The sequence below is a fragment of the Bradyrhizobium sp. USDA 4541 genome (assembly GCF_024171085.1).
Lineage (GTDB): Bacteria > Pseudomonadota > Alphaproteobacteria > Rhizobiales > Xanthobacteraceae > Bradyrhizobium > Bradyrhizobium australafricanum.
In genome coordinates this window covers 3,798,564-3,813,341 of the sequence record NZ_JALJZF010000001.1, presented here as the reverse complement: position 1 = coordinate 3,813,341, position 14,778 = coordinate 3,798,564, and the positions used below count along the sequence as shown (strand labels likewise).

The 14,778-nt window shown below is 64.4% G+C and carries 10 protein-coding genes and 1 pseudogene; 3 read left to right on the top strand and 8 right to left on the bottom strand.

Annotation, left to right across the window (positions count from 1 at the left end; all coding sequences use genetic code 11):
* The first annotated feature begins 150 nt into the window (after positions 1–150).
* On the top strand, positions 151–945 hold the full coding sequence (locus J2R80_RS17820; RefSeq protein WP_253639032.1) for an extracellular solute-binding protein: 795 nt from the start codon (positions 151–153) through the stop codon (positions 943–945).
* Between the two features lie 166 nt (positions 946–1,111).
* On the opposite strand, the gene J2R80_RS17815 is transcribed toward J2R80_RS17820, so the two are convergent.
* The 6 genes from J2R80_RS17815 to J2R80_RS17790 all read right to left on the bottom strand — a co-directional run bounded on the left by J2R80_RS17815 (position 1,112) and on the right by J2R80_RS17790 (position 8,457).
* Positions 1,112–2,848: a bifunctional protein-serine/threonine kinase/phosphatase gene (locus tag J2R80_RS17815; protein WP_253640982.1), complete on the bottom strand. Its 1,737-nt coding sequence runs from the start codon at positions 2,846–2,848 to the stop codon at positions 1,112–1,114.
* A 60-nt stretch (positions 2,849–2,908) separates the two neighbouring features.
* Entirely contained in the window at positions 2,909–3,727 is an 819-nt protein-coding gene (locus J2R80_RS17810) for a formate/nitrite transporter family protein (protein ID WP_137480433.1), read from the bottom strand.
* Positions 3,728–4,155: 428 nt separating this feature from the next.
* Positions 4,156–4,902 (bottom strand): transporter substrate-binding domain-containing protein, encoded by a 747-nt coding sequence (locus J2R80_RS17805; RefSeq protein ID WP_253639031.1) that lies wholly within the window; start codon positions 4,900–4,902, stop codon positions 4,156–4,158.
* Positions 4,903–5,059: 157 nt separating this feature from the next.
* Positions 5,060–5,485: a DUF4399 domain-containing protein gene (locus tag J2R80_RS17800; RefSeq protein ID WP_057014908.1), complete on the bottom strand. Its 426-nt coding sequence runs from the start codon at positions 5,483–5,485 to the stop codon at positions 5,060–5,062.
* Positions 5,486–5,522: 37 nt separating this feature from the next.
* A complete protein-coding gene (locus tag J2R80_RS17795) occupies positions 5,523–7,067 on the bottom strand; it encodes an SUMF1/EgtB/PvdO family nonheme iron enzyme (RefSeq protein WP_253639030.1) in 1,545 nt (514 codons plus the stop codon).
* A 199-nt stretch (positions 7,068–7,266) separates the two neighbouring features.
* Positions 7,267–8,457 carry an MFS transporter gene (locus J2R80_RS17790; protein ID WP_253639029.1) on the bottom strand — a complete coding sequence of 397 codons (1,191 nt, stop codon included), beginning with the start codon at positions 8,455–8,457 and terminating at the stop codon, positions 7,267–7,269.
* Between the two features lie 74 nt (positions 8,458–8,531).
* Here J2R80_RS17790 and J2R80_RS17785 point away from each other — a divergent pair.
* Together J2R80_RS17785 and J2R80_RS17780 are read left to right on the top strand one after the other, a co-directional pair.
* Positions 8,532–9,343, top strand: a pseudogene (locus J2R80_RS17785) (helix-turn-helix domain-containing protein).
* Between the two features lie 158 nt (positions 9,344–9,501).
* Positions 9,502–10,854 (top strand): malonyl-CoA decarboxylase, encoded by a 1,353-nt coding sequence (locus tag J2R80_RS17780; RefSeq protein WP_253639028.1) that lies wholly within the window; start codon positions 9,502–9,504, stop codon positions 10,852–10,854.
* Positions 10,855–10,997: 143 nt separating this feature from the next.
* Here the strand turns inward: J2R80_RS17780 and J2R80_RS17775 are convergent, their stop codons facing one another.
* The gene (locus tag J2R80_RS17775; RefSeq protein ID WP_253639027.1) at positions 10,998–13,361 is read right to left on the bottom strand and encodes a TonB-dependent siderophore receptor; all 2,364 of its coding nucleotides are present in this window, start codon (positions 13,359–13,361) and stop codon (positions 10,998–11,000) included.
* A gap of 300 nt (positions 13,362–13,661) precedes the next feature.
* On the bottom strand, positions 13,662–14,723 hold the full coding sequence (locus tag J2R80_RS17770; RefSeq protein ID WP_253639026.1) for a hypothetical protein: 1,062 nt from the start codon (positions 14,721–14,723) through the stop codon (positions 13,662–13,664).
* Between the last annotated feature and the right edge of the window lie 55 nt (positions 14,724–14,778).

The following is a 14,778-nucleotide window of genomic DNA, read 5'->3' as shown; positions in this document are numbered from 1 at the left end:
CAATCCATCGTTCCACATGGGCGGAAAGGTGGATTGCTTCGTCGCTACGCTCCTCGCAGTGACGGGTGGCGGCTAGCCACGCATCGACTCGCGCTATAGTCTCCCGGCCACGACGACCCGCTTCCCAAGAATCGTCCGGGGAGAAACTCCATGCGATCGGCCACCGCCTTCCGTGCCCTCACGCTTGCCGTGATCGGCGCCCTCGCCTTCACCTCAGCCGTATCCGCCGCCGAAGTCCATGTCATGATCTCGGGCGGACTGACGGCGGCCTACAAGGCGCTGGTGCCGGAGTTCGAGCGCAAGACCGGGCACAAGGTGGTGACCGCCTTCGGGCCGTCGATGGGCACCACCACGAACGCCATTCCGGTGCGGCTGGAGCGCGGCGAGCCGGCCGACGTGCTGATCATGGTCGGCTATGCGCTCGGCGATCTCATCAAGCAGGGCAAAGTGCTGGCCGACAGCCGCGTCGATCTCGTGAAGTCGCCGATCGGCATCGCGGTGAAGGCCGGCGCGCCAAAACCGGACATCGGCTCGGCCGACACCGTCAAGCAGGCGCTGCTGGCGGCGAAGTCTGTCGCCTATTCCGACAGCGCCAGCGGCGTCTATGTCTCGACCGAGATGTTCGCAAAGCTCGGCATCGCCGATCAGATGAAGGACAAGGCGCGGATGATCCCGGCGACGCCGGTCGGCGAGATCGTGGCCAAAGGCGAGGCCGAGATCGGCCTGCAGCAGATCTCCGAGCTGAAGCCGGTCGCCGGCATCGACATCGCCGGTCCGCTGCCGGAGCCGTTGCAGAAGATCACGGTATTTTCCGCCGGGATCGCGACGGCTGCAAAGGAGCGTGAGGCCGGCAAGGCGCTGATCAGCTTCCTCGCCTCGCCGGACGCGCGCGACGCGCTGGTGAAGAGCGGCCTCGATCCGATTACGGCGGGTGGGACGCATTAGCGGCGTCCGACTCTCTCCCCGTTCTACTCCCTCCCCGTCATCCTGAGGAGCCCGCACTTGCGGGCGTCTCGAAGGATGCACGGCCCGGCTGGTGGCCGTCGACCCTTCGAGACGCGCGCAAGTGCGGGCTCCTCAGGGTGACGGGACTAGATGGCGACTAGATACACTACCGCCAATGATGCGCGCCGTAGGCGAGCAGCAGCACCACGACCAGCGCCAGCAGCAGCGTGGTCGACTTCCAGAACAGCACCGGGTTGCGCTCGATCAGCGGGGTCGATGACGTCGTCAGATATTTTGCGTTGGGATTGCGCAGGTCGAACAGGAACTCCGAAAAGCTCTCATAGCGCTTGAGCGGGTTGGCATGCACGGCGCGCTCCAGCGCGCCGTCGACCCAGCCCGGTATCTCGCGCCCGCGATGCGCGGCCGGACGGTAGACCAGCCGGTTGAAGTCGGATCGTGTCCGGGCCCGCGCGATCTGCGCGCCATAGGGCAAGCGTCCCGTCAGCATCTGGTAAGTGACGACGCCGAGCGAGAACAGGTCGGAGCGCGCGGTGCCGCCCTCACCGAGGAAATATTCCGGCGCGGTGTATTGCTGGGTGCCCAGAATGTCCTCGACGCCCGCCGGCGCCGCCTCGCCGACGCCCGCGATCCGCGTCGAGCCGAAATCGATGATCTTCACCGTGCCAGTCCTGTCGATCATGATGTTGTCGGGCCTGACGTCCTGGTGCAGCATCTCCTTGCGGTGGAAGGCGCGCAGCCCTTTTGCAATTTGCTCGGTGATGCCGCGTACCGTCTCCAGCGACGGCGCTGGATTGTCCGTGATCCACTGCGTCAGGGTCTGACCCTCGATATATTCCATCGTGACGTAAAGGAAATTGCGCTTGCGCTGCGGCAAAAACGGCTTCAGCACATGCGGGCTGTCGATCCGCCGGGCGACCCATTCTTCCATCATGAAACGCTTCAGATAGGCCGGATCGTCGCGCAGGTCGATCGAGGGGATCTTGATCGTGACCGTGGTGGCGCTGTCCTCGTCGACCGCGAGATAGATGTGACTGCGGTGCGATGCGTGGAGCTCGCGCACGATGCGATAGCCGTCGAACAGCATCCGTGCGTCGAGCAGCGGCGGCAGCGGCAGTTCGGTCGGCTGGCCGAACACCTCGCCGGCATCGCCGTCGGGCAATTCGTCGATCCGGACGATCTGCACGGTGAGATTGTCCGGGCTGCCGTTCTCATAGGCCTGCTCGACGATCGATTTCGCCGCAGCATCGAGAGACGCGGCACCGTCCTTGATCGTCTTCGCTAGCTGCCGCGCCGGGACATGCTCGTAGATGCCGTCGGTCACCAGCAGGAAGATGTCGCCGCGCTCCAGCGGGAGCGCCTGGTAGTCGATCTCGAGCTGCGGGTTCACGCCGAGCGCGCGGCCAAGATAGCTCTGCTGCGAGGAGATCACGACGCGGTGGTCGATGGTCAGTTGTTCGAGGCTGTTGCCGGCGACGCGGTAGATCCTGGCGTCGCCGACATGGAACAGGTGCGCCGTGGTCGACCGAATGACCAGGGCGCTCAGCGTGCAGACGTAACCCTTGTCCTTGTCGTAGGGATTCTGGCTGCGCCTTGTCTGCGCGTGCAGCCAGGAATTGGTCGCCTCCAGCACGCGCTGCGCCGAAGACTTTACCGACCAGGATTCCGAGGTGCAGTAGTAGTCGGTCAGGAAGCTCTTGACCGCGGATTCGGCGGCGATGCGGCCGACGCTGCTCGAGGAGATGCCGTCGGCGAGCACCACCGCGATGCCCTTCAGGCCGAGCAGCGGCTCGCCGGGGATCAAGGCGCCGTGGAAGTCCTGATTGGCGTCCTTGCGGCCCTGATCAGAGAATTGCCCGACCGATATTGTCAGCGCGCGCGGCATCGACCGTCCCAAAGCCAATGGGGACCTCCGTGACAGGAGAGCCCCATAAGTCGTCGAGGATCAAGCCGCGAGGCGCTGGCGCTTCGGCGCCGTCTTCACATGCGTGGTGTAGAGCGTGAGCCCGGTGAAGGCGAGGCCGCCGGCGAGATTGCCGAGCACGGTCGGGATCTCGTTCCAGATCAGGTAGTCCATGATCGAAAACTTCGCATGCAGCATCAGTCCCGACGGGAACAGGAACATGTTCACCACCGAATGCTCGAACACCATGTAGAAGAACACCAGGATCGGCATCCACATCGCGATCACCTTGCCGGGCACCGTGGTGGAGATCATCGCCCCGACGACGCCGGTCGAAACCATCCAGTTGCAGAGCATGCCGCGGATGAACAGCGTGGCCATGCCGGCCGCGCCATGCGCCGCATAGCCCAGCGTTCGCCCCTCGCCGATATTGCCGATGGTCATGCCGACCTTGTCGGGCTCCTGCGTGAAGCCGAACGTCGTCACGAACGCCATCATGAACGCCACCGTGAGCGCGCCTCCGAAATTGCCTATGAAGACGAGAGCCCAGTTGCGCAGCACGCCGCCAAGCGTGACGCCGGGACGCTTGTCGAGCAGCGCCAGCGGCGAAAGGACGAACACGCCGGTCAATAGATCGAAGCCCAGCAGATAGAGCATGACGAAACCGACCGGAAACAACAATGCTCCGACAAGCGGCTGACCCGTATTGACGTTGATCGTCACGGCGAACCAGGCCGCCAGCGCGAGGATCGCGCCGGCCATATAGGCGCGGATCACGGTGTCGCGGGTCGACATGAAGATCTTGGATTCGCCGGCATCCACCATCTTGGTGACGAATTCGGACGGAGCGAGATAGGCCATTCGTAAAATCCCCTTGCGCAATTCGGCCGCGCCGGTTGCCTGCCGGAAGCGACGCGAGTTGGTTGAAATGCTCGTTCGTCCGGGAGATGGGGGGTCAACGATTGCTCGTGACGCCCGGGCTGGGCGCCTTGATCCCCTCGCCTCGGCCAGCACTGGCCTTGGCAATCCGGAGGTCGGCAGTCGTCATTGACTGGTGCAATCAAAAGCAATGGATGTGCCAAGCGGCGACGCTGGCGATTGGCTTTAAATCCCCGTCAATACAATGAGTTAGGCTGGTGGCGCAGGAACCGCACGGCGCGATGGCGCGGAATTATGCAGCATGCCCAGATGTCGCCCAGAGGATGCGCGCCCCTCCATCACCGTCATCCCCGCGCAAAGGCTTCGCCTTTGCGCGGGGTAACGGGGAAAGAGTCGATACGCGCGCTACTTCACTTCGCCTCGGTGCGGACCGGCGCGCCCTTCAGCCCGTTGTTGTCGTAGGCCTTGCGCAGCGTGCCGTTGGCGATCGCCTCCGTCATGAACCTGGTGGCGAAGGCCGCGGCGAGCGGATGGTTGAGCGGCACCGCGACCGCGGTGACGGTCTGCTTGAAGGTCTCGTCCAGCACGCGCGTGCCCGGAATCTTCTTCGCCATCGCATTGAGCTGATCGCGCGACAATGCGAAGGCGTCGATCTCGCCACTCTTCAGCAGATTGAAGATCTCGTCATAGGTCTGATAGCCCGTGACCGTGGCGTGCTTGAGATGGGCGATCGCGCCGCGCATCGTGGTGGTGGCATTGACGGCGGCGACCTTGACGCCGTCCTGGTCGAGCGTGGCGAAATTCGTGATCGTCGAGCCGGGCTTGACGATATAGGTGGCGTCGGCAACCTCGTAGATCGGCCCGAACGTCATCTTGGTCTCGCGCTCGGGATCCTTGGGCAGGAAGGTGATGTCCCAGGTGTTCTTGGCCGCCGCGTCGGTGATCTGGCCCGAATTCTGGTGCACGACATATTCGACGGGGATGCCGAGTTGCGCCGCCATCTCGCGGCCGAGGTCGACGGGAACGCCCGCATAGCCGTTCTCGGTCTTGGTCGACCAGAACGCGCCGCCGGCCGGGCTGATCGCGATCGCGACCCGGAGCTTTCCGGTCGGCGCGATCTGATCCTTCAAGGCGTCGGCATCCGCTGATGTGGCCATGACAATCACTCCCAGAACGAAGCCAGCCAGACGCAGCAGTCGAGACGACATCGGACGTCCTCCACACCGAATCTTGCTGTCGGGCAGGCGCGCAACAAACCGCACGGCGCGGCCTTGTGCAAGCGCCGGTTCCCGCAAGGGAGCTATCCGTATCGGCCTATCTCACGCGGATGGTGATTTTTTCGGAGACGACCGGCGGGCTGAATGGATAGTGCTTGGCGTCGCCCAGCACCAACTGCAGGGTGTGCTTGCCGGGAGCCAGATCGAGCTGCGTCTCGGTCTGGCCCGCACCGAAGTGCAGATGAGACTTGTCCGACGGAATCGGCTCATTCGCATTCAACGGCTCATTCACGTCGATCAGAAGGTGGTGATGGCCGCTGTTCGGGTAGTCGTCGCCGGCATGGGTGACGCCCATGTTGCGCAGCCCAAAGCGGCACCAGAACGGGCTTTTGAGCTTGGCGCCGTCGCGCGGCCAGATGAAATACAGCTTGGTGTCCTTGCCGGCCGGCTTGTTCTGCGCGTCGGCCGGAGCCGCGAACAGCGTCAGTGCCGCGGCGAGCATGATCAAGCCTGCACTTTTCATAGCCCCTCCATGAAGCCTGGCGATCAGGGATGATCGCTCAGGGAGACAGCGCGACCCGGAAACCGTGGGTCGGATAACGGACATTGGTGTCGTAATTATCGCGATTGGCCGGACGCACATAGCGTGCGTCATTCTTCCACGAGCCGGAGCGGATGACATGGGAGGCGCAGTCGCCGCCGGACCAGACCGCACCGTCGGTCGGCGCGCCCTGGTAATTCCTGTGCCAGCAATCCTCGACCCATTGATCGACCCCGCCGCCCATGTCGTAGAGGCCGAACGGATTCGGCTTGTAGCTGCCGACCTTGACCGGCTGCTCGGCCGAACTGTCGCCGCCGCAATCCTTGCATCCGGCGTGGCCCGATTGCACTTGGTCGCCCCACCAGTACTTCGATTGCGTTCCGCCGCGCGCCGCATATTCCCACTCGGCCTCGCTCGGCAGCCGGTAGGCCTTCTTGGTGCGCTCGGCGAGCCACGTCACATATTGCTTCGCATCGCTCCAGCTCACATTGGTGACCGGAGCGTCGTCCTTGCCGCTGGCCGTGAAGCCACAGGCCTTGGCCGCCGCGCAGGCGTTCCATTCGCGGACCGTGACCGGATATTTGCCCATGGCAAAGGGCTTGACCGTCACCCGGCGGATCGGCCGCTCGGAAGGATCGTCATTGCTTCCCATCGAGAAGCTGCCGGCTTGAAGTGAGACCAGTTCGGGCTCCGGCAGCTCCGGGGTAGGGCTCGCCGAGGGCGCGGGCTGAGGCGACGCTTGCTGTGTCGGCGCCGCCGGGGTCGGACTTGCGGTTTGGGTCGGAGCCGGGCTTGGTGCCGGCGGCTGGACGGCAGGCGATGCCGTCGGTGCCGGAGGCGCCTGTGCCACGTCGGCCGGCTTGCCGCGCGGTTGTGCGAGCAGATACCACAGCACGCCGCCGGCGATGATCGCGACCGCCAATCCGAGCAGCGTGAGCAGGACGGACTCGCGGCGCCTGCGCGTCCGTTGGTACGCGGCTGCATCCGGCAGCACACGATAAACCCGGACCGGATCGGTGATGTTCTTGACCTTGCGGTCGCCGAGCGATTCGTATCCGCAGACCATCTTGTGCTTGATCTGCTCGTAGATGCCGCCGGAGATGAAGACGTCACCCGGCGCCGCGATCCCTTCCAGACGCGAGGCCACGTTGACGCCGTCGCCATAGATATCGTCGGGCTCGATGATGACGTCGCCGAGGTTGACGCCGATCCGGTACTCGATCCAGTGATCTCTCGCGATCGCCGCGTTGCGGCCGATCATGTTCTGCTGGATCACGATGCTGCAACGGACGGCCTCGACCGGACTGTCGAACATCGCGATAAAGCCGTCGCCGGTGGTCTTGACCAGCTTGCCGTGGTGCTCGGCAATCGTGGGCTCGATCAGGTCGCGCAGGGTCCGCTTGACGCGCGTATGCGTGCCTTCCTCATCGAGCTGCATCAACCGGCTGTAGCCGGCGATATCGCCCGCTACGATCGCCGCGAGGCGCCGCGGCATCGAATCGCCGGGAGGCTGGGTATTGTCGGGCTGTGACCGGCCTGACTTGAAGTCGCGAATTTCTCCCATAGCGCTCCGGCTGCTCCGCAAAGACGTGTTCAAGGCGCAACCGGCGCCTTCGTCCCCGAGGCCCGTTTCAACCTACCACACCTGCGGGTCGGAACAAAGTTCGCGAAGCGTGACCATGTCACGGTTATCCGCCGTCGGTCGAGGCCCGCCGGTCGGGCACGCCTCGTCGCAACGTTAAATGGGCGGCAAAACGCCTGCGTCAGCCAGCCTGCGCGGCCGGGGTGCGGATCTCGCGCGGCAGGATGATCGCGGCCGCAATCGCCAGCAGGCACAGCGCCGCGAACGCGCGCAGCATCATCGAGAAGCCGCCCTGGTCGTACAGCCAGGCGACCAGGCCGACGGAAGCGCCGGCCGCGGTGAAGCCGACGAAATAGCGCACCGCATAGGCGCGCGAGCGCCATTCCTCGGTGGTGTACTTGCCGACCATGGCATCGTTCACCGTGACCTGCCCGAACGCGCCCATCACGATGCCGATCGAGACCACGATCAGCGGCAGGTTGTTTAGGCTCGCCGCCAGATAAAGGAACGGCGCCAGCAGGAACGACAGCGGCAGCGCCACCGTCTTCAGCGAATATCTGTCGAGCAGCTTGCCGATGGTGTACTGCGTCATCGCGCCGAACACATAGACCCCGGCCGCGATCACGCCGAGCAGCGCCGGGCTCTTGGTCAGGTCGGCGAGCCGTTCGGCGAACAGCTTCGGCAGCGCCACCGTCACCGCGTTGAAGGTGGTGGAGATCGCGATCACCACGATCAGCAGCGACAGCACCACGCGCCACATGTCCTCCTTGGCGACCCGCACCTGCGCTGCCGCCTGCCTGGAGCCCTTGCGGTCCTCATGCACCACCGTCATCGCAAAGGCGATGCCGATCAGCACGGTGACCGTGCCGGGCACGATGAAGGCCCAGCGCCAGCCGAGATACTGGCCGATCACGCCGGTCACCAGCGCCGACGAGGCGACGCCGAGATTGCCCCAGACGCCGTTGATCCCCATCTGGGCGCCGAGCTTCTCGGCATAGGACACGATCATCGCGGTGCCGACCGGATGATAGATCGAGGCGAAGACGCCGATCGCCAGCAGTGCGGCGCCGAGCTGCAGCGGTGTCTGCACGAAGCCGACCGAGATCATCGACAGGCCGATGCCGACGAAGAAGATCACCATCATGTGGCGGCGGCTCCAGCGGTCGCCGAGCCAGCCCGTGACCAGCGAGCCGGCGCCGAAGGCGATGAAGCCCGGGGTCGCATAAGGCAGGAGTTCCGAATAGGCCATGCCGAGCGCCGGACCCATGATGATGACGGCGGCGGCGAAAATCAGCATCGCGTAGTGATCGATGAAATGGGCGGCGTTGGCGAAGGTGATCACCCGGCTGGGACTGTTGCTTGGACTGTTCATCGGCACGTCTCTCACGCGATTCTTCAATTGCTCGAAAATAGGTTATAGGTGCTTGTCCTGACGGGATGTCGCCAATGACTATCGCTGAGCCGCCAATAAGAGCCCTCCACCAGGACCGGCGCGTCACCGGGGACGGCGTGCATCTGGTGGCGCGCAGCTACTGCAAGGGCGTCCGGCTCGACCCGCACATGCACCGCGAGGCACAGCTGGTCTATGCCGCCAGCGGCACCATGCAGGTGACGACGCCGAAGGGGCGCTGGCTGGTGCCGCCGGACCGCGCGGTGTGGGCCCTGCCCTGCTCCCGCACGCGATCGACGTGCTTGCCGACATCGAGATGCGCACGCTGTATTTCGACCAGGCCTGGCTCGCGCGCGAAAAGCGCAGCGACAGCCTCGACCACGAATTCGTGGTGCGGGTGTCGCCGCTGGTGCACCAGGCGATCCTCGCGCTGTTCGACGCCTCATGCGGACGCGAGCGCACCGATCTGTTGATTCGCCTCGTGATGCTGGAGTTGCACCAGGCCGAGGATTCCGCGACCTTCATCCCGCTGCCGCAGGAGCCGCGCTGCCGCCGCGCCGCCGACCTCGTGCTGGCCGATCCGACGCAGGACCACGACATCGACGCGCTGGCGCGCACGGTCGGCACCTCGGCGCGGACGCTGTCGCGGCTGTTCTCGGCTGAGACGCAGCTCTCGTTCAAGAGCTGGTGCCAGCGCGCCCGCATCGCGGCCGCGATCGAGCGCCTGTCGAGCAGCGCGAATGTTTCGGTCAAGCAGGTCGCCTCCGACCTCGGCTATGCCAGCGTGCCGGCATTTTCCCACGCGTTCCGGCAGGTTACCGGCAAGACACCGACCGCGTTCGCGGAGAAAACGTGCGAGAAAACGTGAACCGGGTTTGTCACCGGGCGCAGCGACGACGAATTATACCGCTGTCGCGCTGCGACATATTTCCGTACGATCCATGCGCTTGATTGCTGTGCTCCCGACCTTAAATCCCGTGTAAGGTCCGGCTTCATTGGATACGACCTGCTGGATACGACCTGCTCATGGCCAATGCCTTCTTCTCCGATCTGCTCTCGACGATTTCCGAACGCGGCCGCGTCCTGCTCGGCCGCGCCAGCCCGGCCAACGACAAGCAGGATGCTTCCGAACTGCTGGAATTGTGCGAGGCGCTGTTATCCGGCCGCGGCGAAGCCTCCGGCACCGCGATGGCGCGCGAAGTGCTCGACCGCTACCACCACCTCGATGCCGCCGGGCGGCTGTCGTTCTTCCAGACGCTGGCCCGCGATTTCGGCCCCGATCACGCCAAACTGGCGCAGGCGATCGAAAGCTGGCGCGCCAAAGCCAATGGCGACGATGCCAGCGACCTGCATTTCGCCTCCGAGCCGCGCCGCCAGGAATTGATCCGCCGGCTCAATCGCGCGCCTGGCGGCACCGGCGAGCTGGTGTCGATTCGCTCGGATCTGCTTTCATTGATGAAGGGCAACAAGGACCTCGCCGCGCTCGATCGCGACGTGGTGCATCTGCTCTCGTCCTGGTTCAACAGGGGATTCCTCGTGCTGCGCAGGATAGACTGGTCGTCGCCGGCCAATATTCTGGAGAAGATCATCCGTTATGAGGCCGTGCACGAGATCCGCGATTGGGACGATCTGCGCCGCCGCATCGATCCGATCGATCGCCGCTGTTACGCGTTCTTTCATCCGGCGCTGGCCGACGAGCCGCTGATCTTCGTCGAGGTCGCGCTCACCGAAACCATCCCGGGCGCGATTGCGCCGCTGCTGGCGGAAGAGCGCGAGCCGGTCCCGGTCGAGCGCGCCCGCACCGCGGTGTTCTATTCGATCTCCAACACCCAGCGCGGCCTTGGCGGCATCTCCTTCGGCAGCTTCCTGATCAAGCAGGTGGTCGAGGAGCTGCGCCGCGAATTGCCGAAGCTCGACAACTTCGTGACGCTATCGCCGGTGCCGGGCTTCATGCAGTGGGTCAAGCAGGCCGACGACGTGCCGCTCACCGAGGAGGACCGCCAGCTGCTGGAAAGCCTCGGCAAGCCCGACTGGTTCGAGAACGCCGAGCTCGCGACCCAGCTGCGCGCCGTGCTGGAGCCGCTTGCCGCCTACTATTTCCTGAAGGCGCGCACCCCGAAGGGACGGCTGATCGATTCGGTCGCGCGCTTCCATCTCGGCAACGGCGCACGCTTGGAGCGGATCAACTGGCTCGGCGATCTCTCGCCCAAGGGCCTGCGCGAATCCGCCGGCATCATGGTCAACTACCTCTACCGCCTCGACGACATCGAGAAGAACCACGAAGCCTACGCCAACAATGGCGAGGTGATCGCCTCGAGCGCGGTGAAGAAGCTGTTGAAGGGCGAAGGCCGGCGGCTGCTGGACATGCGGTTGGGGTGACAGGCCAACCCCTCTCCACGTCATTGCGAGCACACCTCTCTACCGTTGTCATGGCCGGGGCTTGTCCCGGCCATCCACGTCTTTCTTGTAGACCGCGGCAAAGACGTGGATGCCCGGGACAAGCCCGGGCATGACGGTGAAAGCTAAAACCTCGCCCTTGCCATCAGCCTTACCGTCCGCCCCTGTCCCGGCGAGATGTTGTTGTTGCCGTCGGCGGACGCCCAATAGCCCTTGTCGAAGATGTTCTCGACGTTGAGCTGGGCGCTCCAGGTCTCGTCGATCTTGGCATAGATCGCCGCATCGAAGCGCACGAAGCCCGGCAGCCGCACCGTGTCGTCGGACGAGGCGAAGGAATCGCCGAAATAGATCACGCCGAGCGCGGCCGCCCACATCGGCGTGAACTGATACTTGTTCCACCAGGCAAACTGATTGTACGGCACCAGCTGGACGCGGTTGCCGGGTACGACGGTCGCCGAGGTCGCGCCGGTGATCTTCGCGTCGGTGTAGGCATAGGCCAGCGACGACTGCCACTGCTCGGTGACATAGCCGGTCAGGCTCGCCTCGACGCCTCGCGTGAGCGTGCTGCCGGAGGGAAAGAAGAAGCCGGGATTGTTACCGTCGGCGATCGGCTGGTTGGTGCGGTTCAGATTGTAGACCGCGGTCGAGAACAACAGCTTCGGGTTGATGTTCCACTTCATGCCGAGCTCGACATTCTCGAAGCGCTGCGGCTGCAGGATCAGGGTGCCGTCGTTCAGCGCGCTGAACTGGTCGCCCGAGGCCGGCAGGAAGGAGACGCTGTAGGCGGTATAGACCGACATCGAATCGATCGGCTTGATGATCAGGGCGCCCTGCGGCGACACCAGATTGTCGACGCGATTGCGATTGATGTTGGTGTTCATGTCGGTGGCCGACATGTCGTAGCGATCGAACCGGGCGCCGGCGATGATCTGCACGGCGCGCGAAATCTCGATGGTGTCCCTGAGATAGCCGGACTGAATGTTCAGCGCATAGCGGCTGTTCGAATCGGGCGTGGTGACTCCGTCGCTGTTGGTGCCGGTGAAGTGGTGAAGAAACGTCACCGGGCCGAAATAGGTCGGCGCGAACGGGTTCTGCACGATGGTGTTGGTGCCGTTCGGGAACACGCCGGTGTTGCGGATATCGACGCCGGTCTGCCGGCCGAACTCGGTGCCGAAGCCGACGGTGTGGAACAGCGGCCCGGTCCAGGCCTTGTAGGTGAAATCGGTCTGGTTGAAGACATTGTCGCGGTTCGTCGTGTGCTGATAGGCGCCGAGATTGACCGCGGTGTCGGCAGGATTGACCGCGCCGGCGAGCGGACCGCCCGTTGGATAGACGTTCTGATAGAATTTCTGGTAGTCGGCGGCGATGGTGCCGTTGCGCACCGTCAGCCCGTTCTCGAAATCGTGCTCGATGATGGCCATGCCGGTCTGCACCGTCGCCTGCGCAGTGTTCAGGCTTGGGCTGCCGAAGAAGGTCGAGAAGTCGCCGTTCGGCGCGAACGGCGTGGTCGGGTTGAAGCGGGTCGCGCCGCCCGGCAGACCCTGCGAGGGATTGCCGCGATCGGCGGTGCGCTCGTCGTGAAAGTACTCGTAGCTCAGTTTGATTTTGGTGTTGTCGTCGGGCTTCAGCGTCACCGTCGGATTGATGCCGTAGCGCTCCAGATGATTGAAATCGCGGAAGGCGTCGGCACCCTCGTAGAACACGTTGAGCCTTGCTGCGACGTTGTCGTTGATCGCCTGTCCGGCATCGAGGCTGACGCGGCGATCGCCCCACGAGCCGGTCTGCGCCGTCGCCTCGTAGACGCGGTTGCCGTCGGCTTCCTTGAGGGTGCGGTTGAGCAGGCCGCCGCCGGCGCCGCGGCCGAAGGTCAGCGCGCTCGGCCCCTTCAGCACCTCGATGCTCTGGGCGTTGTACATGTCGCGGAAATACTGCACGTCGTCACGAAAGCCGTTGACGAAGAAGTTGGCGCTGGAATCGACGCCGCGGATCACGAGTTCGTCGCGATTGCCCTCGCCCTGATGCACGGCAACGCCGGGGACATAGCGGGTGACGTCGGTGAGGCCCTGATAGTTCTGGTCGCGGATCTGCTCCCGCGTGATCACGTTGAGCGATTGCGGGATGTTGACGATGGCGGTGTTGGTCCTGGTCGCAACCGACGTGCTGTTGGCGAAATAGCCCGATGTGCCGGTGCGGGCGTCCTGCGATTCCGCGAACGGTTTTGCCGCCGCCGCGGGCGCGATCCGCCGTGCCGTCTGGGTGCGGCGGCCTCGTGCTGCGGCGGTGTTACGCGATGTCGATGGTGCGTTGCGGCGACGTTGCGTGGCCGGCGCGGTGACGGTCACCGGCGGCAGCGACGAGGCGCCGGCCTGCGACGGCGCCGATTGCGCCTGTGCGGCAGACGTTGCGAGCGGAACGCTCAGCGCGAGATAGCTCGCCGTGAGCAGCGCAAGCAAGACAGTGCGACGATGGGCTTGTGTTCTTGATGTCATGACGTCGTCCCCAAGCAACTCTCGCCTTCGCTGAAGGCGATGCGCCGTCCTCTAGAGAGGTGCGGCGCTGTGCGTCCAGACGACGGGCGCGAGAAAATTTTTGCGTGACTACGGAATAAAATCGCGACGAATGGACGCGGATATACCTCGCGGCGAGCGCAGGGTTGGAAAAGTCAAGGATGCGAATGGTTTCTGTCGGCTTCCGGATTTGCGCCCGGAAACGAAGAGCGGCGCTTGCGCGCCGCACTTCTTGTAGCAATTCCAGATTGTAGCGATTCTAAAACGATCAGGACGTCGCGGTCATGCGGTTGCGGACCGCGGCCGCAACCCCGCCGGCAGATGCGCATCGATCCAGCCAGTGATCGCACGCTCGTTGCGATGGTAGAGCAGGCCTGCGGCGATCACGGCAATGCCGATCAGCGACAGCGAGAACGGAAACCACAGCGAGTCCTTGAAGACGACGTCGGCGAGATGGCCGAGATAGAGGCAGATGCCGAACGCGCCGAACACCGCATAGGCGCGCCGCATCAAAATCACGGCGATCACGATCAGGCCGACATTGAGCAGGCAGTACACCGCCTTGCTCAATTCGGTTGAGCCTTCGGACGCGCTAATTCCGCCCCAGAACGCCATCAGGCCGAACAGATGCAGCCAGAACGCAAAGTCGCCGTTGCGGCTGCGATAGTCCACGATCCAGGCGACCGCGAGCACGGCAAGCCCGAACCAGATCGACACCCTGCGGCGCATCTCGAAATCGGCGTGAGCCATGCCGCTGAACCACGGCGCCAGGTCCATCGACATGAACCACAGCGCGACCGAGATGATCGCGACGATGAAAGCGAAGCGGTAGTAGCGCAGCGCGACGATGCCGGCGGCGACGGTCGCGATCTCCATGAAGATCCAGCTGCCCTTCACCCAGACGTAGAAGTCCTGCACGGTTCCCGGCTTGCCGAACTTGCCCCACCAGCCAAGCTCGTCCTGGATGCCGTAGACCGCGAGCGGCGCCATCGAGACCGCGATCGCGATCAGCAGGCCGCCGGGAACCCGCAGATTCTTGTCGTGCCAGAGGTGGTGACCCGCCACGCTGAACCCGACCGCATAGGCGATCGCGCAGGCCGTGAGCGCCCGGCCGCCCATCTGGGTGAAGGCCAGGGTCGAGAACAGGCCCATGGCACCGATCACGATGAGCGCGCCGGAGTACCAGAGCACATGCGCGGCATCGAATTTGGCGGCGGGACTTGCATCGCCCGCCGAACCCTGCCCGGCGCTGCTCGCCAGGAAAGCGAGCAACCGTTCCAGATCGGCCGGGCTGATCACCCCGGCATTTGCGGCGTCCCGGAGATCCTTGGCTGAATATGGCATGCGGCTATCCTCACGGCCGGTTTTTGCGCCTGCTCCCGATCATCCGGGACAAAGA

Coding starts and splice junctions, on each gene's coding strand:
- J2R80_RS17820 (WP_253639032.1), top strand. CDS start 151: ATGCGATCGGCCACCGCCTTCCGTGCCCTCACGCTTGCCGTGATCGGC.
- J2R80_RS17815 (WP_253640982.1), bottom strand. CDS start 2,848: ATGCCGCGCGCGCTGACAATATCGGTCGGGCAATTCTCTGATCAGGGC.
- J2R80_RS17810 (WP_137480433.1), bottom strand. CDS start 3,727: ATGGCCTATCTCGCTCCGTCCGAATTCGTCACCAAGATGGTGGATGCC.
- J2R80_RS17805 (WP_253639031.1), bottom strand. CDS start 4,902: ATGGCCACATCAGCGGATGCCGACGCCTTGAAGGATCAGATCGCGCCG.
- J2R80_RS17800 (WP_057014908.1), bottom strand. CDS start 5,485: ATGAAAAGTGCAGGCTTGATCATGCTCGCCGCGGCACTGACGCTGTTC.
- J2R80_RS17795 (WP_253639030.1), bottom strand. CDS start 7,067: ATGGGAGAAATTCGCGACTTCAAGTCAGGCCGGTCACAGCCCGACAAT.
- J2R80_RS17790 (WP_253639029.1), bottom strand. CDS start 8,457: ATGAACAGTCCAAGCAACAGTCCCAGCCGGGTGATCACCTTCGCCAAC.
- J2R80_RS17780 (WP_253639028.1), top strand. CDS start 9,502: ATGGCCAATGCCTTCTTCTCCGATCTGCTCTCGACGATTTCCGAACGC.
- J2R80_RS17775 (WP_253639027.1), bottom strand. CDS start 13,361: ATGACATCAAGAACACAAGCCCATCGTCGCACTGTCTTGCTTGCGCTG.
- J2R80_RS17770 (WP_253639026.1), bottom strand. CDS start 14,723: ATGCCATATTCAGCCAAGGATCTCCGGGACGCCGCAAATGCCGGGGTG.